Raw genomic sequence first — 21,760 nt, forward strand, 5'->3', positions numbered from 1 at the left:
TCAGATCAGTTTCTGGGCGGCAAGGTAGTCCACCAGCGCCACGCCGGCGGTGCCGTCGTCGGTAATGATGGTGCCGGCCGAGCGCGGCGGACGGGGAGCGGAAGCGGCAACCGTGGTCCACGAACCGTCCTGTCCCACCTGCGCGGGATCGATTCCCAGGTCCTGGAGCGACAGCACCGTGACGGTTTTCTTCTTGGCCGCCATGATGCCCTTGAAATTGGGGTAGCGCGGGTCATTGGCCTGGTCGGTAACGGAGACCAGGGCCGGCAGCGGCGCCTCCAGCGTTTCGGAGTAGGAGTCACCGTCCCGCCGGGCGCGGACGACGACGGCGCCGTCGTCGTCGTCGTCGTGCACCTCCAGCTCGGAGGCGAAAGTGATCTGGGCCAGCTGCAGGCGTTCGGCCAGCTGCGCCGGTACCAGCGATGTCTCACCGTCGGTGGAGGACATGCCGGCCACCACCAGGTCGGGCAGTCCGGAGCCGCCGCCGACCGCATGCCGGACCGCGGCGGCCAGCACCAGGGAAGTCGCTGCCGCATCGGAACCGGGCAGGGCGGCGTCGTTAATGTGCACCCCCTGGTAGGCGCCCATCTGCAGGGCCTTTTTCACGGCGTTGACCGCCGCCTCCGGGCCCATCGTGAGGGCGGTGACCATGTTCCCGGCAGCCTGTCCCCCGCGGGCCTCGGCCAGCTGAAGGGCAGCCTCGAGGGCGTACTCATCGAGTTCGGAAAGGATGGAGTCGGATCGGTCCAGGGTGTGGCCGGGTCCGGAAAGATGCCTGTCGAACTGGGCATCGGGCACGTGCTTCACCAAAACGACGATGTTCAGCGGCCTCTTGGATTCCTGCATGCGGGGCCTTTCTGGCGTTGTAGATCTTCCCGGGCGCGGCTGCACCGGGTCCGTGGCCACCCGCGCAGGGCGACTGAACAAGCTAATCACATTGCGCGGACGCACCGTGCCGGCATCCGGCAGCAAACAGTGCAGGGACTGCCCCTCCCGGGAGAGGAGGCAGTCCCTGCAATCCTTCTGCGTTCCTGGCACGCCGCCGGGGCGGGCGTTGTCCTACTGGTCGGCGGAGTCGCCCAGCGTCACGTCGACGCTGTCGGTATCCCCGCCCCGGGTGTAGTCAACGGTGACTTTGCTGCCCGCTGCCTGCATCCGGATGGCGGCTGTCAGGGACTGCGCATCGGTGACGGGGATACCGTTCACGGCAGTGATGACGTCGCCCTGCTTCAGCCCTGCCCGGGCAGCCGGGGTTCCGCCGGCCGGATTCTCGGCCACCTCGGCACCCACGGTGAAGGTGGAGGAGCTGGACGCTGTCGCGGGGGTTACGGACACGCCAAGGAATCCGTGGGTTGCCGACCCGGTTTCGATGATCTCGTCAGCCACCCGCTCGGCGTAGCTCATGGGAACCGCAAAGCCGACGCCGATGCTTCCGCTTTCCTCGCTGGCCGAGGCAATCGCCACGTTGACGCCGATCACGTCGCCGTCGGTGTTCACCAGGGCGCCGCCGGAGTTGCCGTGGTTGATGGCCGCATCGGTCTGGATGACGTCCAGATAAATCGAGCTGGACGCTGCACTCTGTTCCTGGCTGGACCCGTCCGGCGGAGCGAAGCGGAAGCCGAAGCCGTCATCCTCGCCCGATCCGTCGGACTCCGATTCCGGAGCCGCCGAGGACTGCACGCTGATGGTGCGGTTCAGGGTCGAGACGATTCCGTCGGTGACGGTGCCGGCAAGACCCAGCGGAGCACCGATGGCGATGACGGTGTCACCGACATTAAGATCGTCCGAATTTCCCAGGGTGGCGGGCGTGATGTCATCGGCGTCGACCTTGATGACGGCCAGGTCGGAAACCGGATCGGTCCCGACGATGGTCGCCGTGAAGACCCGTCCGTCGTTCGCCTGGACCTCGATGGTCGGGTCGGCGACGGTACCGCCCAGGGTGACCACGTGGGTGTTGGTCAGAATGTGTCCGTCGTCGTCCAGGATGATCCCGGACCCGGTGCCGGAACTGCCGCTGGCCGCCACGTCGATGGTGACGACGCTGGGCGAAGCCTTCACTGCGGCGGCCGTGACGGCATTGACGCTGTCTTCGTTGTTCACGACAACGGTCTGCGCCTGGCCGGTGCTTTGGGGAGCCGAATCATCATCCAGCCAGTAATTGGCGGCTACTGCAGTGCCGCCGCCCAGGAGTCCGGCCAGCAGCATGCCGGTCACCAGCGTTCCGGTGCCAAATCTGCGGGCGGGCGGAGCAGCGGCGGGCCGGTAATCCGGGCCGTAGGGGGCCTGGCCGTAGCCTGAGCCGGAATAGCTGCTGCTTCCGGAAGCGGGGCCGTAGGCCGGCGGTGCCGCGACGCCCGGAGCGCTGTCCTGGTGCGTCGAGCCGTAGAACGGCTGATTGGAGGGCGGCGGCGTCTGGGCGTGCCGGTCGCCGGCTTCCGGCTGGACGGGGACCTGCTGCGTCTGCCCTTCGCCGTCGGCCGCAGTTACGCCGTCGGAGGAAGCAGGCGGGGCAGGCGGGCGGGGAGGCAGTGGACGCTGCGGGTCCCCGGCGCCTCCGTATTGCTCAGACATGTGCTGTCCTTTCCAGATCGGTGTGCCCATGAACGTTGCTCACTCAACTATGACAGCACTTGCTGTGACGCGCTCTGGAGATTCCTGAACGGTTCCTGAGAGTTCGCCGAAAGCTGCATGGCCACGAACGTGGTGGACTGGGTATCCGGCGAACCATAGAATCGATGCAACTGCTTGCCCGCCCCGAAAGGGATTTGACGGGTCCGGCGGAGCGCGGCGGATCAGTCAGATGCCATTACGAACCTGAGGACAATTTATGCGGTTGAAGACCAAGCGGCTAGCGGCCGTGCTGGGTTTGAGTGTCACGGCGGTGCTGGGTACGGCCACGGCTGCTTCTGCCGTGCCGCCCGTGACCATTCCGCCGGGACAGTTTGTGGTCGACGACGCCGGTGTACTGGGTTCGGACGCAGACGAGGTCCGCAACGCGATTTCCGAGACGCGGCAGGACAGCGGCTACACCCTGTTCGTGGTTTACGTGGACGAGTTCAGCAATCCCTCTGATCCCGCGGCCTGGGGCAACCAGGTGGTCGCGCAGAGGAACATGGGTGAACGCGAGGTCCTGCTCAGCATCGCCACGGAGAGCCGGCAGCTGCAGGTTTCTGCCCCCCAGGACACCGTCCTGACGCAGAAGCATGAAGAGGCGATGGTGGCCGCGGCCACCGACGAACTGTTCGGCAAGGAGACCATCACCTCGTCCGACTGGGCCGCAGCAGCGGTCAACACCGCCGACGCGCTGGAGACCGGCCGGAGCGGAAGCTCATCCGGCGGCTCGGCCGGCGCCAGCCTCGCCCCGGTCCTCCTCATCGGAGGCATCATCCTGCTCGGCGGCGGCGCCGCATTCCTGTTTGTCCGGAGCCGACGCCAGGGTGCCGTCACGGCGGGCCCCGCCCGCGCCGAGGATGCCCCGCCCACCGATCCCCTTGACGAGCTGAGCGTGGAGGATCTCCGCAAGCGCGCCGGCAGCCTCCTGATTGCCGCCGACGACGCCATCAAGTCCAGCGAGCAGGAGCTTAACTTCGCGATGGCCTCCTACGGCGACGAGGCCGTGAAGACCTTCACCGAAGACCTCGCCGCGGCACAAACCCACATGAGTGAATCCTTCAAGATGCAGCAGCAGCTGGACGACCACATTCCGGACACCGAGGCCCAGCAGCGGACCTGGCTCAAGGACATCATCCGGCGGTGCGAGGCAGTGAACTCCTCCCTGCAGGCGCACAAGGAAGACTTCGACAAACTGCGTGAACTGGAGAAGAACGCGCCTGCCGCCCTGGCCGACGCGCGCCGGAACGCCCAGGCGGCGGCCAGCCGGCTGGGGGCGGCCGAACGCTCCCTGGCCGAGCTTCGCCAGCGCTACGCGGATTCGGCCCTCACCCAGGTTTCCGACAACATCGAGCAGGCCCGCGAGCGGCTGGAATTCGTGGACAACGCGGCGGAAGCCGCCTCCGCGAAGCTCGACGAGGGCGACACGGCGTCGGCAGTGGTTGCCGTCCGCGCCGCCGAAGAGAGCGTGCACCAGACCAACGTGCTGCTCGACGCCATTGAGAAGACCGGGCGGGAACTGGACTCGGCCCGCGGCGAGCTGCAGCGCGCGGTGGCTGATGCCCGGCAGGATCTGGCCCAGGCCCGTGCCTTCGCCGCAAACGGAGGCAACAACGGCCTCGCGGGCCCGGTTGCCGGCGTCGAGGCGGCCCTGTCCGCCATCGACAGCGAATCCTCGACCAAGAACAACCCGGTTGAACTGCTGCGGCGCCTGGAGACTGCCAATGCGCAGCTGGACCGCGCGTTGGAGGGCATCCGCGACCGGCAGGAGCAGGAACGCCGGGCCAGGGATGCTCTCCAGCATGCAGTCATGTCTGCCCAGGCCCAGATCTCCGGCACCTCCGACTACATCCGCGCCCGGCGCGGCGGTGTCGGCAGCGAGGCACGGACCCGGCTCGCTGAGGCAGAGCGGAACCTCCAGCAGGCCATCGCGCTGCAGTCCTCGGATCCCGTGAGCGCCCTCGCCTATGCACAGCAGGCGAATGCGCTGGCGGCGCAGGCAGCTGACATGGCCCAGCAGGATGTCGACGGCTTCGGCGGCATGGGTGGCGGCGGCTTCGGCGGCGGCGGCATGTATGGAGGACGCGGCGGCGGTTCGGGTCTTGGCGGAGCCATCCTCGGCGGCATCCTCATCGATTCCATCCTCCGTGGCGGAGGAGGAGGCGGCGGCTGGGGCGGCGGCGGTTTCGGCGGCTTCGGCGGAGGCGGCGGCTTCGGCGGGGGCGGCGGCGGCTTTGACGGCGGCGGCGGAAGTTTCTAGGTTCACGTTCCGCTGATGGCTCCAACACTTTTTTCCAAATTCGTAACCAAAAACCGAAAGGCAGACATCGTGGTAAAGCAGTCAATCTTTGGACGTATCACCCAGCTCGCCAAGGCGAACATCAACGCCATCCTCGACCAGGCCGAGGACCCGCAGAAGATGCTCGACCAGATGGTCCGGGACTACAGCAACAACATTGCCGAGGCTGAGAGCGCTGTCGCCCAGACCATCGGCAACCTGCGCATGCTTCAGGACGACTACAACGAAGACATCCAGAACGCGCGCAACTGGGGCAACAAGGCGCTGGCCGCATCGCGGAAGGCCGACGAATTCCGGTCTGCCGGCAACACCGCCGACGCACAGAAGTTCGACAACCTCGCCAAGGTTGCCATCCAGCGGCAGATGGCTTCTGAAAACGAAGCCAAGGGCGCCGAGCCCACCATCGCTTCGCAGGAAGAGATCGTGGAACGGCTCAAGACCGGCCTGGATCAGATGAAGGGCAAGCTGAACCAGCTGCAGAGCAAGCGCGACGAACTGATCGCCCGTGCGCGCAACGCCCACGCCCAGACCCAGATGCACGAAGCCATGAAGAGCATCGACGTCATGGATTCCACCTCCGAGGTGGGCCGCTTCGAAGAGAAGATCCGCCGCGAAGAAGCCCGCGTCCGCGGTGCCAATGAACTGGCCTCTTCCAGCTTGGACGCACAGTTCGAAAGCCTGGAGGACCTGGGCGAGCAGACCGAGGTCGAGGCCCGCTTGGCCGCGCTGAAGAGCTCCGGCTCCGGACAGTCGGCCCTCGAACAGAACTAGCACCGGCTAAGCCGGCGGCGCCGGCCAAGCCGGCCGAACGGGCGGCACTCCATTGGAGTGCCGCCCGTTGCTGTTTCCGGCACGGCTCCCCCGCTGCGCTTCAAGGACCAGAGCACGGCAGAGGAGACTGCGCCAGAGGAGGCAAAGACGCCCAAGGCAAAAAGTCCCGGCAACGCAGAAAGTCCCGACCGGCATTTCTGCCGATCGGGACTTCCTGATGATGCCAATGCCGCTATGTGGTTGCGGGGGCAAGATTTGAACTTGCGACCTCTGGGTTATGAGCCCAGCGAGCTACCGAACTGCTCCACCCCGCGGCGTGATAGTTAACTCTACCTGCCGCGGGGCTGAGCCGCAAATCGTCTGCTTCCGCTTCCCGATTAGTCGCCCTGGGTGCCCTCGGTGGGTGCGGGGGTTGCGCCCTCCGCGCCCTCTGTGGCGGCGCCGTCGGCCTCCCCGGCGGCTGCTTCCATGGCTTCCTGGGCCGCGATGGCCTTCTGGATGGCCGCGTTGAGCTTGTCCTGCGCTTCGCCGTAGGCGGCGAAGTCGTTGGCTGCCAGTGCGGACTGGCCCTCCTGGATGGCGCTTCCGGCATCAGCCAGTGCGGCGGCCAGGTCGGCCTCGGCACTGGTGTCGCCCGGTACCTCTCCCGGGCCCGGAGCGGGCGTCTGGCCAACATTCTCGGAGTCACCGGTGATGGCACCTGAGTCGCCGCCGAAGACCTGGTTCAGGGCTTCGTCCAGTGTGGGGGCGAACCCAACCTTCTCACCGAAGTTGACCAGCACGCGCTGCAGCGTCGGATAGGAAGCGTCGCCGGAGGACTGGACGTAGACCGGCTGCACGTAGAGCATGCCCTCGCCCACGGGCAGGGAGAGCAGGTTGCCGTTGATGACCTCGGAGGCGCCCTGGCGCAGCAGGTTCAGTGCGTTCGAGACCGTCGGGTCGGAGTTGAACCGGTTCTGTGCCTGGCCCGGACCCGGTACAACGGTGTCGGTGGGCAGCGAGAGCAGCCGGAGCTTGCCGTAGTCCTCGCTCTTGACCCCGTCCTCGCCGGTGCCGGCATCCGCTTCTGCGGCCAGGAAGCCGTAGAGCACGTTGCGGGCCTCGCCGTTGGGCGAGACAAACGGAATGAACGGCGTGGTGAGCGAGAACGCGGTCTCGTCCTGGCCCGGCATCTGCAGGGACAGGTAGTAGGGCGGCTGCTTGACCTCGGAGTTGGTGACCGTGGGGTCGTTCGGAACGCTCCAGGCGTCGTCGTTCTTGAAGAACGAATCAGCGTTGGTGACGTGGTACTTGCCCATGAGCTCGCGCTGGACCTTGAACTGGTCCTCCGGGTAGCGCACATGCGCCATCAGGTCAGCTGACATCTCGCTGTACGGCTTGAGCGTGGACGGGAAGACACTCTGCCAGGACTGCAGCAGCGGGTCCTGGTCATCCCAGGCGTAGAGCGTGACGGAGCCGTCGTAGGCGTCCACCGTGGCCTTCACCGCGTTGCGGATGTAGTTGACCTGGTCGGCGGGCAGCGCCGCAGCACCGGTGGTCAGGGAGTCAGTGGTTGCGGCCTGAAGTTCCTGCTGGGTGGAATACGGGAAGTACTTGCTGGTGGTGTAGCCGTCCACGATCCACTGGACCCGGCCGTCCACGACGGCGGGGTAGGCGTTGCCGTCTACTGTCAGGTACGGCGCAACCTTCTCCACGCGTTCGCGGGGATCGCGGTCGTAGAGGATCTGGGATTCTTCGTTGATCGCGTCCGAGAGCAGGAGCTCGGTGGACTGGAACTTGATGGCGTAGACCAGCTGGTTGAAGAGGTTGCCCACGCTCGGGCCGCCCTCGCCGTCGAACGTGGTCTGGGACTCGGTGTCCGAGTCGCCGGTCTGCGGGCGGTCGATTTCCTGCGGTGCGGACCCTTCGGGCGCTCCGACTACCGAGTAGTCGGGTGAGGATTCGCCGAAGTAGATCCGCGGCTCGTAGTCCCCAAGCACGCCGCTGGACGGAATGCCGGATTCCATGAAGCTGGGCTTGCCGTCGGCCTGGACGGTGGAGCCGCGGGCGGCAACCACGCCGTAGCCGTGGGTGTACAGGATGTGTTCGTTGACCCAGCCGTCGGGCACGCCGTCGGTGTTCAGCTCACGGACCGCGATCACGGTGTCCTGGATCTCGCCGTCGATGTCGTAACGGTCAACGTTGAGCGTTTCCGGGAACTGGTAGTACTGGCGGAACTGCTGCAGCTGCGAGAAGGCCGGGGACACCACGTTCGGGTCCAGCAGGCGGATGTTGGAGGTGGTGCCGGAATCTTTGGCGAGCGCTCCGGCGTTGGCTTCAACCGTGGCCTTGTACTCGGTAACCTCGGTCTCGTCCAGGCCGTAGGCCTCGCGCGTCAGCTCGATGTTGCGCTGGATGTACGGCTCTTCCTTGCTCAGTTCCGAGGGCTTGACCTGGTACTGCTGGACGATCCACGGGTAGACGCCGCCGGCCACGATGGCCGTAATGATCAGCATGGCCGTACCGATGATCGGCAGGCGCCACCGGCCGATGAAGGCGGACACAATGAACAGCAGGGCCACGATGACGGAGGCCACGGTCAGGATGGTCTTGGTGGGAATGACCGCTTCGACGTCCGTGTACAGGGCGCCGGTCCAGGTGCCGGAGGTGCTCAGCAGGGTGTTGTAGCGGTCCAGCCAGAAGTTGGCAGCCTGCAGGAGCAGGAAGGCCGCGGCGATGACCGCGATGTGGATGCGTGCCTGCCGCGAAGTGAAGATGCCCTTTTCCTCAAGGCGGATGCCGCCGTACAGGTAGTGGGTCAGCAGCCCGGCGATGCCGGAGATGACCACAACGCTGATCAGGAAGCCAACGATGAAGCCCAGGAAGGGCAGGGTGTTGAGGTAGAAGCTGAAGTCCAGGCCGAATTCCGGATCCTTCCGGCCGAACTCGCGGCGATTCAGGAACAGCAGCACCTGCTGCCACATGGACATGGCCGCCGTGCCGGCAAAGCCGCCGACAACGACGGGGATGCCGATCATCAGGAGCTTGCGGACGGGTTCAAGCTGCGCCTGGTAACGGTTCAGGTTGTCCTGCAGCGCACTGTCGGGTGCATACACGGGCCGCGATGCGTAGGCCGCCCGGATGCTGAAGAAAACGCAGCCGGCCATGACGATGAAGGCACTGAGGAACATCGCGATGCGGGTCAGGTTTTCCTTGACGAAGACCTCGAGGTAGCCCAGCTGGTTGTACCAGAGGACATCCGCATAAACCTGCGAAAAGTACACGAAGCCGATCACAAGGATCGCCACCACGATCAGCGTGGCGATCAGGGGGCTCGGGCCGCGCCGCTTGCCGGGGCTGGTGCCCGTACTGGGGCTTGGTCGGGAGAATGGGCCGTTTGGTCCGGAAGTCACTGTTACCTCATCGTTCGGTGCGTCGGTCCACGGCCCCTGCAACGGGTGCTGCAGGACATTTTTGCTGTCCCCTCCGCAAGTTGCCGTGCTTTCTCATTCTGCCTTGTCTTCCTCGCACGGGGCCACTAACCCCGCCTTTGCGAAAGAACCTTTTCACGATCGTGATGGGCCGCGGCCTGGCCCGAGTCCTTTTCCGGCCGGATCCAGGTCACTGGCTCATGCAGGCGCCTCGGGTCAGGGTTCCTGGTCCGCGGTGCACTGTGCGAGCTCCGCGGGGCTCGTTCCGCCGGCCAGGGCCTCAACCGCGGTGCGTGCCTCGTCCAGCGTGGCGACGCGTACGACGTCGAGCCCCTCCGGAATGTGCCCGACAACTTCACCGCAGTTGTCCGCCGGAGCCAGGAAGAACTCAGCGCCGGCGTCGGACGCGCCCACCATCTTCTGCTGGATGCCGCCGATGGCTCCGACATTTCCGGCCGAGTCAATGGTTCCGGTTCCGGCAAAGTGCTTGCCCCCGGTCAGTTCCCCGGGGGTCAGCCGGTCAATAATTCCCAGCGCGAACATCATGCCGGCGGACGGGCCTCCGACGTCGTTCAGGGCGATCGTGACCTCGAAGGGGAATTCGAAGCTGGTGGCCAGGAAGATTCCGAGCTGGTAGCTGCCGGTATCGCCGAGCACCGGCGTCACGGTTCCCGTCTGTTCCCGGCCGTCCCGCCGGAACGTTATCTCCACCGGAGCCCCGCCGCTGGCCTGCAGTTCCTCGCGCAGGGTGTCTATTCCGTCAATGTCAGTGCCGCCCACGCTGAGCAGGGTGTCTCCGGCCTCCAGCACCCCGGCGGCGGGCGAGCCATCCACCAGTTCGGCCACGGACAGGTCCTCGCTGAAGGCCACGTCCAGTTCGCGCAGCGCCGCCGCGACTGACGCCTCCTGCGAAGAGGTCATGGCGGCCGCGTTCTGTTGGTCGATGTCTTCACCGGTGGTTCCGCGCGGATAGACGAATTCCTGCGGCACGACGGCGTCCTCCGGGTTTAGCCACGCGCCGACGGCTTCCAGGAAACTCATGGCGGTGCCCGGTCCGCCGGCCACGTAGACAGTGGTCAGGTCAAGCTCTCCGTTGGTGGGGTACGTGGGCGCCCCCTCAATCTCGATCAACGGCGCCTCCTCCCCCTCAGCCGTCTCCACGGTGCCCACCGTGTTAAAGGTGGGACCGGGAGATTCCACCACATACGGCGCCGGAAGAAACAGTGCAACGGCTCCCAGCACCAGGGTCAGCGCGCCCGTCACCAGCAGCGCCCGCGAGCGCGGGTCCGGACGGTGCCCCCCGCTGAAAGGTCCGGAAGCTCCGTCCGGCAGCGGCGCCGGAACCGCGGGAAGCCCGCCCTGCCCCGGGTACGGACCCGCGGCCCGGGCGCTGGAAACGGAAGGGTCGTGCGGATGGTCTGAGGGGCGCAAGTGGCCAACCTTTTCTGAAGGTGGGAACCCGAGGCAGCTCGGTAAGGCTGAAACGGCTAACGAGGCTGATACGGCGGATACTGGCCCCAGCTTACGCCCGCGGGCCCTTTCCCCGCGGGTTCCCCGCGGGCGCCAGCGCGCTTAGGGCTTTGCCATCAGCGAACGAACCGGTGAATACAGGACAGGCGTCCCGGGCTGCCGGTAACGTAAGGAAACCATGGTCCGTGATTCAGCGGCCCGTGGTCCGGAGCAGCCAGGGCCGCCAACCGCGGGCTGCCTGTTCCGCGTTATGCACGTCAATCTTCCACAGGACCGGTGGTATCCATGAGCTCCAACCCTTCCGATCCCGGGGACACGCCCCAGGATCCGCTCTCCGAAATGCTTGCCCGACTGTTCGGCGGAGCCGGCGCCGGCGCCGGCGGCATGGATCCGCAGGAGCTGGCCAAAGCAGCCGGCCTGCCCTCCGATCCCAACGCCATGGCCATGATCTTCCAGCAGGTCCAGGCCATGTTCAGCGCCCCCTCGGAAGGCCCGGTCAACTGGCAGCTTGCCAAGGACAATGCCCGCAGGGTTGCCGCCACGGACAGCGATCCCTCGGTGCTGCCCGCGCAGAGCAAGGAGGTGGACGAGGCGCTGCACGTCGCCCAGCTGTGGCTGGATCCCGTGACCGATTTCGCTTCCATTTCGGCGCTGGGCCAGGCCTGGAGCCGGGCGGAATGGGTGGAAGCCACCATGGATTCCTGGAAGCGGCTCACCGAACCCGTTGCCGTCAGCATCTCCCAGGCGCTGTCGAACGCGATCAGCACCCAGATGCCTGAAGAGATGAAGTCCATGATGGGCGGAGCATCCTCCATGCTCGCCAACATGGGCGGCGCAATGTTTGCCATCCAGCTCGGCCAGGCTGTCGGCGCCCTGTCCAAGGAAGTCGTCAGCTCCACCGACATTGGCCTCCCCCTCGCGGGCGGAACCATGGCGCTGCTGCCGGCCAACGTCGCCAAGTTCGGCGAAGGCCTGGACATCCCGGAAACGGAGATCCGGCTTTACCTGGCCGTCCGCGAAGCTGCGCATGCCCGGCTCTTCGCCCACGCTCCCTGGCTGGCGGGACACCTTTTCGGCGCCGTTGACAGCTACGCCCGCGGCATCCACATCGACATTTCCAAGATCGAGGAAGTTGCCCGGGACCTGGATCCGTCCAACCCTGAGTCCATTCAGGAAGCCCTCTCCGGCGGCGTTTTCCAGCCGGAGCGGACGGCGGCGCAGGACGCAGCCCTGGAACGCCTCGAAACAGCGCTTGCCCTGGTGGAGGGCTGGGTCGACGAAGTCACGGCAGCCGCAACGGTCAATCTGCCGTCGGCCGCCGCACTGCGCGAAATGATCCGCCGCCGCCGGGCAAGCGGTGGTCCCGCCGAGCACACCTTCTCCTCGCTGGTGGGCCTGGAGCTGCGTCCGCGCCGGCTCCGGGACGCGGCGACCCTTTGGTCGCAGCTCCGGGAGGAGCGCGGCATCGAGGGCCGCGATTCCGTGTGGGAGCACCCGGACCTCATGCCCACGGCCAAGGACCTGGATGATCCGAAGGGCTTCAGCAAGCGGCGTGAGCTGCTGGACGCCTCGGATTCCGACGTCGATGCCGCTTTGGAGCGACTCCTCAACGGCGGGTTTGATACGCCGGACCCTGACGCCGCCGATGGCGAGAAGGGAACTGCCGACACCACAACCGACGGCAACGGAACTGACGGCAGCGATACTGCCAACGGCACCGATTCCGAGAACGGGGACGGCAACGAGAACGGTGACGACACCGATCCGGGTGCCGGCGGACAGCCTCGGCCCTAACCGCACCGCTTGACCGCACCAGCGTAAGCCCGCAGCGGGCCCGGCAGCCTTTCGGCGGCCGGGCCCGCTGCGTTAAGCGGCGTCCCTGATCAGGGGTCCTTCGGCATCAGCATTTGGTCGGCGTCAGCTGGGCCCTTGGGCGTCGCCCCTAGCGTCGTCGCCAAGATCCGGCACCACGGGCTCGTCAGCGCCCTGGTCTTCCTGCATGGCCCCCTCCAGTCCCCGGGAGCTGGCGAAGGCCGCCCCCTGGAGGTAGGCCTTGGCGGTTTCCGTGTACGGGTAGGACTCCAGCAAGCGCCAGAATGCGGCTGAATGTGAAGCTTCGATCAGGTGTGCCAGCTCGTGCAGCAGCACATAGTCAACAACCCAGGCGGGCATGCCCTGCAGCTTGTCGGAAAGCCGGATGGTTCCTCGGGCCGGCGTGGCCGATCCCCAGCGTGAATTCTGGTTGGTCACCCACCGTACCGACACCGGCTGCGCCGCTCCGTTCAGGTAGCGCCGGGACAGCTCGGCAGCCCGACCGGCCAGCTCCCCCGCTTGGGCCTGCGGATTGGACGGCGGCACCGGTGCCGCGCGCTGCTCCAGCCGGGTGACCATCCGCCGGACCCATTCCGCTTCTTGGGCCTTCGTGAAGTGGCCCGGTATCGAAATCACGGCCTTTCCGTCGCGGAAGGCGGCGTTCACCGTCCGGCGGCGTTTGGCTGAGCGGCGGACTTCGATCGGAATTCCCGTACTGGTCACCGAGGGCACGGGGGAAGGCATAGGGGAAGGCAGAGCGGACGGCACGGGGGAAGGCATAGGGGAAGGCAGAGTGCCGGGCCCCGGTTCCTGACGGTGTTTCGAGCGGCGCGCGTCTCCTATAGGCATGCCTTAACCCTAGGCGAGCCGCCGGGGTGCCCCGGCCCCTGTGGATAACCTGCCAACCCGGATGGCGCGCGTGCCAAGATGGCCTCACAGGCCATCCCCGCCTGCTGCCGGACCGGCTATCCACTGCAGGAGGTCCCATGCGGATCAATCCCGGGCTTCACGTCTTGGCGCTCTCGTCTTCAGCCCGGCAGTACGGTCTGGGACCGGACGCCCTGGTCCTGCGCGGTCTGCGGGACAGCGACCTCGCCTTTCTGGCCGACCTCCGCGACGGGCTGCCCGACGGCACGGAATCGGCAGCAGCACGCAGTCATTCAGTGCCCTCTCAACGGGCCCGGGCCCTGACCCAGGCGCTGTCCGCCATCCTGCTGCCCTTCCCCGACACCGCCGGTTCCGCCGACCCTGCAGTTCCGGCACTGCGCCTGGAACGGCTGGCCGCCGACAGCACCCGGCTCTCGGCCGCGTACCGCGTGAACGGCTCAATGATCGTCCGGCGGCGATCCCGGGCTGCGGTGGAAATCAACGGGCTCGGCCGGATCGGCTCACTGCTGGCCCGGACCCTGGCCGGAGCGGGGGTGGGGACGCTGATGCTCGCCGATCCGGGCGCCGTCCTCCCCGCCGACGTCGGGCCGGGCTATCCGTTGACGGATCAGGGCATGCTGCGGGCGCAGGCAGTGAAGCGGCACATCTACCGCCTGGACCCCACGATCCAGGTCCTCACCGCCAACACCCTGAATCCCGGACCGCGGCCGGCGCACCTGGACCTGTCAGTCTGGGTGGGCACCCCGCCCATTGCCGGGCGGACTGCCGGTGTTCCGGCGATGGAACATCCGCACCTCGCGGTCACCGTCCAGGAAACCGGCGTCGACGTCGGTCCCCTGGTTGTTCCCGGGCTGACCCCGTGTCTGGAGTGCCTGGACCGGCAGCTGGCCGACGGCGACAGCACCTGGTATTCCGCGGCAGATGCCCTCGGGCGGCAGCAGATCGACGCCGCGCCGGCCGGGGAGGAAACCGCCGGGGCCGTTGCCGCCGCCGGTGCCGCCGCCGGGCAGGTGCTCGCGTTCCTGGACGGCGTGGTCCAGCCGGCCACGTGGTCCGCGGTGGTGGTGCTGCGCGCAGCCGACGGCTATCCCGGACTGAAAAGGCTGTCCTTCCATCCGGACTGCGGATGCCGTCTGCAGCAAAGGGACTCCCCCGCGCAGGCATCCTGACGGTTCTGCTGTCCGCCGCTTCGGCGGACAGCACCGGAGGGCTGACCGCCGGCTAGTTATCCGCCAGGACCCGCAGGACGGCTTCACCGTAGCGTTCCAGTTTGGAGGGACCAACACCGGGGAGGGTGGCCAGGCGGTTCAGGGACGGCGGGCGGTCCTCGGCGATAGCCACCAGCGTGGAATCAGTGAAAACGACAAAGGCCGGCACTCCGGCTTCGGAAGCTGTGGTCCGGCGCCATTCGCGCAGGGCGTCGAAGGTGCTTTCCTCATAGGTCACCGGGCATTCCCCGCAGCGTCCCACCTTGCGTTCGGCACCGGTGGTGAGCAGTGTTCCGCAGATCCGGCACTTGGCGGGGCCGCTGGCCTTGCGCCGCGACGCGGGTTTGGGAGCCACTGCCCGCTGCGCGTCGCGGGCCGTCTGCGGGCGGAGGCCGTCCAGGAACCGGGACGGCTTGCGGTTGGCGCGCCCGCCGGGCGTCCGCGCCGTGGACCAGGACAGGTGCAGGTGCTCCCGGGCGCGGGTGATGCCCACGTAGAGCAGCCGCCGTTCCTCATCCACCGCTTCGGGTGTGTCGGCAAAGGAAATCGGCATCAGGCCCTCGCTCAGGCCGACGAGGAACACTGCGTCCCACTCCAGGCCCTTGGCCGAGTGCAGCGAGGCCAGGGTGACGCCCTGCACGGTGGGGGCATGCTGGGAGGCAGCGCGCTCGTCGAGCTCGGAAACGAAATCCATGAGCGTGAAGATTGCATCGGGGTCCTGGGTGCGGCTGGCGTGCAGCTCGTCGGCCAGGGATACCAGGGCCGCCAGTGACTCCCACTTCTCCCGAACGGCGCCGCCGCCGGCGGGCGCCTCCGGGCTGTAGCCCAGGGACACCAGGATGTCCCGCACCAGCTGCGGCACCGGGTCGTTGCCCACGGCCCGGGACGCCGCGCGCAGCTGCGCGATGGCATCACGCACCTCGCGCCGGGCAAAGAACCGCTCGCCGCCGCGCAGCTGGTAGCCGATTCCGGCAGAGGTCAGGGCCTGCTCGTAGGCCTGTGACTGCCCGTTGGTGCGGAACAGGATGGCGATCTCGGCGGGCTGCACGCCCTCCTTGATCAGTGCCTTGATGCGTTCGGCCACGGAGGCGGCCTCGGCGTCGTCGTCGGCGCATTCGGTAAAGGTCGGTTCGGGGCCGGCCGGACGCTGGGCAATCAGTTCCAGCGGTTTGGGCCAGGGAGGGGCGAACCGGGAACGCTCGCCCTCGGCCGTGCGGGCGGCCAGGATCCGGTTCGCCAGGCCCACCACCTGGGGCGTGGAGCGGTAGTCCCGGACCAGCTTCACGATGGGAGCCTCCGGAAAGCGAGAGGGGAAGCCCAAAAGGTGCTTGGAGGTGGCGCCGGTGAAGGAGTAGATGGTCTGGCTGGAGTCGCCCACCACGCACAGCTCGTCGCGGCCGCCCAGCCACAGGTCCAGCAGCCGCTGCTGGAGCGGGGACACATCCTGGTACTCGTCCACCACAAAGTGCCGGTACTGGTCGCGCACCGTCGCGGCCACGCGGGCATCTTCCTGGAGGATCCCGACGGTGATCAGCAGCACGTCCTCGAAGTCGATGACGTTGCGGTCCACCTTGACGTCTTCGTAGGCCTGGAAGATGCGGGAAATCGTGATGAGGTCGAACCCGGCGGGGGCATCCCGGTCCTTGGCCGCCGACACGTAGCTCTCCGGGGTGAGCATGGATACCTTGGCCCACTCGATTTCGGCCGCGACGTCGCGGATGGCGGCGCGGTCGGTGGAGAGCCGCAGCCGGCGGGCGGCTTCGGCGATGAACTGGGCCTTGTGGCTGAGCAGGTCCGGCATCTGGCCGCCGACCGTCTGGGGCCAAAAGTACTGCAACTGCTTCAGTGCTGCGGCGTGGAAGGTCTTGGCCTGCACGCCGCCGGCGCCCAGGTCGCGCAGCCGGGTGCGCATCTCGGCGGCGGCCCGGGCGGTGAAGGTCACCGCCAGCACGCGCTGCGGCTTGTACACGCCGGTGTGCACGCCGTAGGCCATGCGGTGCGTGATGGCCCGGGTCTTGCCGGTGCCCGCGCCGGCCAGGACGCACAGCGGCCCGGTCAGGGAGGTGGCCACTTCCCGCTGTTCGTCATCGAGCCCGGCAAGAATCCGTGCTTCAGCGGAGTTCTCGCTCATGCCCGGGCCTCGGTCTGCGGTTCGGCGATCGGGCCTCCGTACCAGCGCTCGATCAGGTTCCGGGCAATGGAGATGCCGCCGGCAATCGTGATCTCACCGCTGGCCACGGCGTTCCCCAGCTCTTCCCGGGTGAACCAGCGCACGTCGGAGATTTCGACGCCGTCGGACACCGCTGCCGCGGCGTCTTCGGTCCGGGCGGTGAAGCCCAGCATCAGGGAGCACGGGAACGGCCAGGGCTGCGAGCCCAGGTACTGCGGCGAGTGGACAACCAGTCCGGATTCCTCGGCGACCTCGCGGATCACCGCGCCTTCCAGGGATTCGCCGGGCTCGACGAAACCGGCCAGCGTGGAGTAGCGGTTGCCCTTCCAGGCCGCTGCCGAACCGAGCAGCAGCCGGTCCTCGGGGTCGGTGATGGCCACGATGATGGCCGGATCGGTGCGCGGAAAGTGCTGGCTGTTGTCCTCGGTGCACCGGCGGACCCAGCCGCCCTGCTCGGGAACGGTGGGAGCGCCGCAGCGCGGGCAGTGGGTGTGGGTGGCATGCCAGTTGGAGACGGCAGCGGCTTCCACGAAGAGTGCGGTATCGAGCTCGCCGAGCAGGACGGCGACGTCGCGCAGCGAAGCCCAGCGGGCGCCGTCGTTCTCCAGCGCGGGATCCTCCCAGGCCAGCGTGACCAGAACGACGTCGGTGCCGGCCGGCTCCTGTGCGTCGGCCAGGGTGCGGCCCAAGTAGATGGGGACCTCCCCGAAGCCGCTCTCCGCGACCCGGGCAAGCACCATCTCGGTGTCGTTGATCAGTGCCTTCCCGCCAGCCATGTACATGACGCGGGTGGCGGGGTTGGCGCGGATCTGTTCGAACAGGTCCGCTGCCACGCGGCGGTCCGAACCGCGGTCCACTGCGGTGCGGGCCAGCGGCAAAATTCCAAGAGGGGGTACAACTGCTAGCGGTGCTGGGCTGCTCATGTCTCTACCGTACTGACTTGCACCCCCCAACCTGTAGTTGGAGCCCGGCTACCTGCACGGCGTGAGTTATTGCTCACGCATCCCGCGACTCGCCGCCAGCCTATGGTTATTCGTGCCACATCTACCTCTACCGTTGAACATGTGAAACGCACCCCCATGGAATTGGCCGCAATGGCCAGCGCCGCCGTCCCCGGGCTGGCCCCCACCGGCGTTGCCGGCTCCCCCGACGATGCCGCGGACTTCGACGCCGCGGTACTGGTTGACGAAGCAGGAAAGCAGTGGCGGGTTCGTTCACCCAAGCACGTTGATGCCAGCATGAGGCTGGAAAACGAACTCCTTGTGCTGCGCGCCTTCGTGCCCGCGGTCCGCGCCGAGCTTCCGTTCGCCCTCCCCCACGTGGCGGGAACCGTTCGGCAGGGTGACCTGTGCACCTTCGTCTATTCCCACCTGCCCGGGACCACCCGGGACATCGACTCCTTGGTTGCCGAAGGCGGAGCCCTGCCCACGGAAGTGGGACGCTCCATGGCCGCCATCCACAGCCTTCCGCAGAACCTGGTGAACGACGCGGACCTGCCCAGCTACTCCGCAAATGAATTCCGGCAGCGCAAGCTCAACGAGTTGGACCAGGCCGCCACCACGGGCAAGATCCCCCCGGTGCTGCTGCGGCGGTGGGAGCATGCCCTGGAGGACGTGACCCTGTGGCGGTTCAATCCCTCAGTGGTGCACGGTGACCTGCATGAGGACAACCTGCTGGTCTCCAACGGGCGCATCACTGCGGTCACCGGCTGGACGGACCTCCGCATCGGCGATCCGGCAGACGACTTCGCGTGGCTGATCGCCGCGAACGACCCCACCTTCACCGACGCGGTGCACGCGGCCTACACCGCCGCACGCCCCGAGACTCCTGACCCGCATCTGATCCGCCGTGCGGCGCTGTCCGCCGAATTCGCCCTGGCGCAGTGGCTGGTGCGCGGCGTTGCTGCGGAAAACTCGGTGATGATCTCCGAGGCCGAGGAAATGCTGGCCACGCTGGAAGCTGACATCGTGGAACAGGACGCTGTGGCAAGGGTCGAGGAAGCGGAAGCTGCGGCAGCGGCCAAGGCTGCCGCTGTTTCCGCGGAGCGGGCCGCCGCCGAAGCCGCCGCGTCCGCCGAGCAAGCCTCTGCCGCCTCAGTCCCTCTGGCTGCGGCGCTGCCTGTCCCGTCCAAGGGTCCCGCCGTCAGCCCCGGGTCAACCCGGGTCAGCGTGACGCCCATTTCACCGGACTCCGGTGCTGCGGCCGCCGTCTCTCCTGCCGTATCCCCTGCCGCCTCTCCGGAGCCGGCAGGCACGTCAGCCGTAGCCGGCGCCGAGCCGCAGGCCGACGTCGAGCCGGAGACCGGTGCCACGCCGAAGGGGGCTGCGGATCCCGTCGGCCAGAGCTCCGGCGTCGCCGTTGCCGGGGGCCCCACCGACCCCGTCTCCCGGGTTACTGTCCTGCCGGCCGGTTCCCAGCCCGCAGCGAAGCCGGGCCCCGGTCCGGTGCCCAACCCCGGTCCGCGGGCAACCGGAATGCCTGACTCGGGCAAAGCCGGTCAGCCCGGCACAGCTGGAAAAGCCGGCAAGGCCGGCAAGGCCGGCCGGAATGCCGTGTCAAAGCAGCGCGGAAAAGCCAAGTAACGCACCGGCAGACGAGCCGCCTCAGGGCTCCAGCATGCCCGGTCCGCACCGGAAAGCAGTCCACAGCGGAACGCAGTCCCGAGCGGAGCACCAGTCGGGGTGCGCACTGGTTCCCACTCTTTGTTGCCTGATGGGGCGGATGTGACCCCGCGAGGGCTCATCCGCCACTGAGACTGGGAATGCGTGCAGGAGGGCCTTTGGCCAGACGGCTCGGGCTGCCGCAGGATCCCGTCACGTTCACGGGGCGGCCGTATCGGCGGTCACGGGTCCGCCGTATCGGCGGGCACGGCAAGGCCGGCGCCCGGTACGACGGCGCGCCCGTCCGTGCCCGTCGGTTCCCCGCAAGCCCGCCCGTGTCCGCTGCGGAAACCTGCAAAAATTCTTTCGCTTTCCCCTTTTCGGCGGACACGCACCGGTTCTATGGTTAGCTACATCACCAACTAACCAATGGACCGCCATCGGCTGCCACTGCGATTCCGGCCCGTGAACCGAGGCCACCATGAACTGCAGGCCCAATCCATGAGCGCGTTTGATGACGCCCGCCCCATCTTCTGGCAGGTTGCCGAACGCGTTGAAGGGGACATCCTGGACGGTGTGCTGGCCGAAGAGAGCCAGGTGCCCTCGACCAATGAGATCGCCGCTTTCTACCGGATTAATCCGGCAACTGCTGCCAAGGGCATCAACCTGCTGGTTGACGAAGGCCTGCTGTACAAGCGGCGCGGCATCGGGATGTTCGTGGCCCCGGGAGCCCGCACTGTCGTGCTCGACAAGCGCCGTGAACAGTTCTACCGGCAGTATGTCCAACCCGTCGCCGACGAAGCACGAAAACTGGGAATCGGCGTCGCGGAACTCACCGAACACATTCACCGCAGTGCCGTCGAACACGAAGGGACCCCGGCACCATGAACGTCATAGAGACCCGCGGCCTCACCCGCCGCTACCGGGACCAGCTGGCCCTGGACGACGTGACCCTGAATCTTCAGGCCAACCGGATTTACGGCCTTCTGGGCCGTAACGGCGCAGGCAAGACCACGCTGATGTCCATCCTCACCGCACAGGCATTCGCCAGCTCCGGAGACGTGCGGGTCTTCGGCTCCGACCCGTTCGAAAACGAGCAGGTCCTGTCACGGCTCTGCTTCGTCCGGGAATCGCAGAAGTATCCGGACGACTTCACGATCCGCAACGCGTTGGACGCGGCGGCACTGTTCTTTCCCCACTGGGACAAAGACCTGGCACAGACTCTGCTGGAGGACTTCCAACTGCCCAGTCCGCGCAAACAGCGGATTAAGAAACTCTCCCGCGGCCAGCTCTCAGCGGTCGGAGTGATCATCGGCCTGGCCTCCCGGGCCGAGCTGACCTTTTTTGACGAACCGTACCTGGGCCTGGATGCCGTGGCGCGGCAATTGTTTTACGACCGGCTGCTGACAGATTTCGCCGACCATCCCCGGACCGTCATTCTGTCCTCACACCTGATTGATGAAGTGGCAAACCTGCTGGAACACGTCATCGTCATCGATCACGGACGCATCGTCATGGACGACGAGGTGGAGGCCGTCACCGGCTCTGCCTTCGCCGTCGCCGGCCAGGCCGCGGCGGTGGAACAGTTTGTGGACAACAGGACGGTGCTTCACCGGGACGGATTGGGCGCCCTGTCCTCGGCCACGGTCGATGCCCCGTTGTCCGACGACGACCGCGAGCGTGCCCGGGAGCTGGGCCTGGAACTGGCACCGGTGTCCCTGCAGCAATTGATTATCCGGCGGACCCTGAAGGCCAACGAAGCCTACGGGCCACCGTCCGAGCAGAATGACAAGAATCTGGAGGTACTGCAATGAACCGGGCCCTAGCAGTGGCGCGCATGCAGCTGCTCAACAAATGGATCTACCTCGGCGTCCCCGCCATCATTCTGGTTGTGTCCACGTTGGTCGCGTTGGCCATCCTGGCGCTCATCCCGGACACCGGATCATCTCGGATGTCCTTCTCCGGACAGGCGGTCATGTGGTATTTCCTCAGCATCGGGGTGCAGGCACTAATACTGACCTTCCCGTTCTCGCAGGCCATGAGCGTCAGCCGACGCTCCTTCTACCTGGGAACCCTTGGCCTCTTTGCGGTGATGGCGCTTGGACTGGGTGTGCTCTACTGGCTGCTCGGCCTGGTGGAGGAAGCCACCGGCGGTTGGGGCATTAACGCCCATGTCTTCGCCCTGCCGTGGATTGCAGAATCCGCCTGGCACACGCAGATCCTGCTGTACTTTGCGCTGTCGACCCTCCTGTTCATGTTCGGTTTCTGGTTCGCCACCGTCTATAAGCGCTGGCGCATGACGGGCCTGATGGCGGCGGTCATCGGCCTCGCCCTGGTCCTGCTGGGGGCCGTCGCAGCGGCGACCTGGACCCAATCCTGGGCAGAGGTGGGAGCCTGGTTCGTCCGGCTCACGCCGCTCGCACTGACCGGCTGGCTCCTTCTCGGGGGCGTGGTCCTGGCCGCCGGGTCCTACGGCACCCTGCGCCGGGCCATCCCCTAGCACCGGTCGACCTAAGCCCGCC

General features: G+C 67.1%; 15 protein-coding genes and 1 tRNA gene. 8 read left to right on the plus strand and 8 right to left on the minus strand.

The annotated features are described in order from the left end of the window. A complete protein-coding gene (locus tag QNO08_RS13070; protein WP_229965075.1) occupies positions 1-846 on the minus strand; it encodes an electron transfer flavoprotein subunit beta/FixA family protein in 846 nt (281 codons plus the stop codon). Positions 847-1,059: 213 nt separating this feature from the next. Further along, on the minus strand, positions 1,060-2,571 hold the full coding sequence (locus QNO08_RS13075; RefSeq protein WP_229965074.1) for a S1C family serine protease: 1,512 nt from the start codon (positions 2,569-2,571) through the stop codon (positions 1,060-1,062). A gap of 256 nt (positions 2,572-2,827) precedes the next feature. On the opposite strand from QNO08_RS13075, the gene QNO08_RS13080 reads away from it, so the two are divergent. After that, on the plus strand, positions 2,828-4,870 hold the full coding sequence (locus tag QNO08_RS13080; protein WP_229965073.1) for a TPM domain-containing protein: 2,043 nt from the start codon (positions 2,828-2,830) through the stop codon (positions 4,868-4,870). 69 nt (positions 4,871-4,939) lie between these two features. Continuing rightward, on the plus strand, positions 4,940-5,680 hold the full coding sequence (locus QNO08_RS13085; RefSeq protein ID WP_229965072.1) for a PspA/IM30 family protein: 741 nt from the start codon (positions 4,940-4,942) through the stop codon (positions 5,678-5,680). Positions 5,681-5,917: 237 nt separating this feature from the next. Here the strand turns inward: QNO08_RS13085 and QNO08_RS13090 are convergent. From QNO08_RS13090 to QNO08_RS13100, 3 genes are all read right to left on the minus strand, one after another. Continuing rightward, a tRNA-Met gene (locus QNO08_RS13090) sits at positions 5,918-5,994 on the minus strand. A 63-nt stretch (positions 5,995-6,057) separates the two neighbouring features. Then, positions 6,058-9,072: a UPF0182 family membrane protein gene (locus tag QNO08_RS13095; RefSeq protein ID WP_442860472.1), complete on the minus strand. Its 3,015-nt coding sequence runs from the start codon at positions 9,070-9,072 to the stop codon at positions 6,058-6,060. A 234-nt stretch (positions 9,073-9,306) separates the two neighbouring features. Then, entirely contained in the window at positions 9,307-10,521 is a 1,215-nt protein-coding gene (locus tag QNO08_RS13100) for a YlbL family protein (RefSeq protein ID WP_229965071.1), read from the minus strand. A gap of 324 nt (positions 10,522-10,845) precedes the next feature. On the opposite strand from QNO08_RS13100, the gene QNO08_RS13105 reads away from it, so the two are divergent. Beyond that, positions 10,846-12,354, plus strand: coding sequence for a zinc-dependent metalloprotease (locus QNO08_RS13105; protein WP_229965070.1), 1,509 nt, complete (start codon positions 10,846-10,848; stop codon positions 12,352-12,354). Between the two features lie 123 nt (positions 12,355-12,477). On the opposite strand, the gene QNO08_RS13110 is transcribed toward QNO08_RS13105, so the two are convergent. Continuing rightward, the gene (locus QNO08_RS13110) at positions 12,478-13,116 is read right to left on the minus strand and encodes a M48 metallopeptidase family protein (RefSeq protein WP_229965016.1); all 639 of its coding nucleotides are present in this window, start codon (positions 13,114-13,116) and stop codon (positions 12,478-12,480) included. A gap of 242 nt (positions 13,117-13,358) precedes the next feature. Between QNO08_RS13110 and QNO08_RS13115 the strand changes: the two genes are divergently transcribed. Beyond that, the gene (locus tag QNO08_RS13115; RefSeq protein ID WP_229965015.1) at positions 13,359-14,429 is read left to right on the plus strand and encodes a ThiF family adenylyltransferase; all 1,071 of its coding nucleotides are present in this window, start codon (positions 13,359-13,361) and stop codon (positions 14,427-14,429) included. A 52-nt stretch (positions 14,430-14,481) separates the two neighbouring features. On the opposite strand, the gene QNO08_RS13120 is transcribed toward QNO08_RS13115, so the two are convergent. Beyond that, positions 14,482-16,599: an ATP-dependent DNA helicase UvrD2 gene (locus QNO08_RS13120; protein ID WP_229965014.1), complete on the minus strand. Its 2,118-nt coding sequence runs from the start codon at positions 16,597-16,599 to the stop codon at positions 14,482-14,484. Next, a complete protein-coding gene (gene nudC / locus QNO08_RS13125) occupies positions 16,596-17,561 on the minus strand; it encodes an NAD(+) diphosphatase (RefSeq protein WP_229965013.1) in 966 nt (321 codons plus the stop codon). Before nudC ends, QNO08_RS13120 begins: the two co-directional genes overlap by 4 nt. Positions 17,562-17,702: 141 nt before the next feature. Here nudC and QNO08_RS17460 point away from each other — a divergent pair, with 141 nt between their 5' ends. From QNO08_RS17460 to QNO08_RS13145, 4 genes are all read left to right on the plus strand, one after another. Further along, a complete protein-coding gene (locus QNO08_RS17460) occupies positions 17,703-19,220 on the plus strand; it encodes a macrolide 2'-phosphotransferase (RefSeq protein WP_331461756.1) in 1,518 nt (505 codons plus the stop codon). Between the two features lie 519 nt (positions 19,221-19,739). After that, positions 19,740-20,126, plus strand: a complete 387-nt coding sequence (locus QNO08_RS13135; RefSeq protein ID WP_229965012.1) for a GntR family transcriptional regulator — start codon at positions 19,740-19,742, stop codon at positions 20,124-20,126. Then, complete coding sequence (locus QNO08_RS13140; protein ID WP_229965011.1) at positions 20,123-21,052, plus strand: ABC transporter ATP-binding protein; 930 nt, start codon at positions 20,123-20,125, stop codon at positions 21,050-21,052. Before QNO08_RS13135 ends, QNO08_RS13140 begins: the two co-directional genes overlap by 4 nt. Then, on the plus strand, positions 21,049-21,738 hold the full coding sequence (locus QNO08_RS13145; protein WP_229965010.1) for a hypothetical protein: 690 nt from the start codon (positions 21,049-21,051) through the stop codon (positions 21,736-21,738). Before QNO08_RS13140 ends, QNO08_RS13145 begins: the two co-directional genes overlap by 4 nt. Positions 21,739-21,760 lie beyond the last annotated feature (22 nt).

It is taken from the genome of Arthrobacter sp. zg-Y820 (assembly GCF_030142155.1).
Classification (GTDB): Bacteria; Actinomycetota; Actinomycetes; order Actinomycetales; family Micrococcaceae; genus Arthrobacter_B.

What these genes read in the sequence shown, in the direction of transcription:
- QNO08_RS13070 (WP_229965075.1), bottom strand. Translation starts at nt 846, where the DNA reads ATGCAGGAATCCAAGAGGCCGCTGAACATCGTCGTTTTGGTGAAGCAC.
- QNO08_RS13075 (WP_229965074.1), bottom strand. Translation starts at nt 2,571, where the DNA reads ATGTCTGAGCAATACGGAGGCGCCGGGGACCCGCAGCGTCCACTGCCT.
- QNO08_RS13080 (WP_229965073.1), top strand. Translation starts at nt 2,828, where the DNA reads ATGCGGTTGAAGACCAAGCGGCTAGCGGCCGTGCTGGGTTTGAGTGTC.
- QNO08_RS13105 (WP_229965070.1), top strand. Translation starts at nt 10,846, where the DNA reads ATGAGCTCCAACCCTTCCGATCCCGGGGACACGCCCCAGGATCCGCTC.
- QNO08_RS13110 (WP_229965016.1), bottom strand. Translation starts at nt 13,116, where the DNA reads ATGCCTTCCCCCGTGCCCTCGGTGACCAGTACGGGAATTCCGATCGAA.
- QNO08_RS13115 (WP_229965015.1), top strand. Translation starts at nt 13,359, where the DNA reads ATGCGGATCAATCCCGGGCTTCACGTCTTGGCGCTCTCGTCTTCAGCC.
- QNO08_RS13120 (WP_229965014.1), bottom strand. Translation starts at nt 16,599, where the DNA reads ATGAGCGAGAACTCCGCTGAAGCACGGATTCTTGCCGGGCTCGATGAC.
- nudC (WP_229965013.1), bottom strand. Translation starts at nt 17,561, where the DNA reads ATGAGCAGCCCAGCACCGCTAGCAGTTGTACCCCCTCTTGGAATTTTG.
- QNO08_RS13135 (WP_229965012.1), top strand. Translation starts at nt 19,740, where the DNA reads ATGAGCGCGTTTGATGACGCCCGCCCCATCTTCTGGCAGGTTGCCGAA.
- QNO08_RS13140 (WP_229965011.1), top strand. Translation starts at nt 20,123, where the DNA reads ATGAACGTCATAGAGACCCGCGGCCTCACCCGCCGCTACCGGGACCAG.
- QNO08_RS13145 (WP_229965010.1), top strand. Translation starts at nt 21,049, where the DNA reads ATGAACCGGGCCCTAGCAGTGGCGCGCATGCAGCTGCTCAACAAATGG.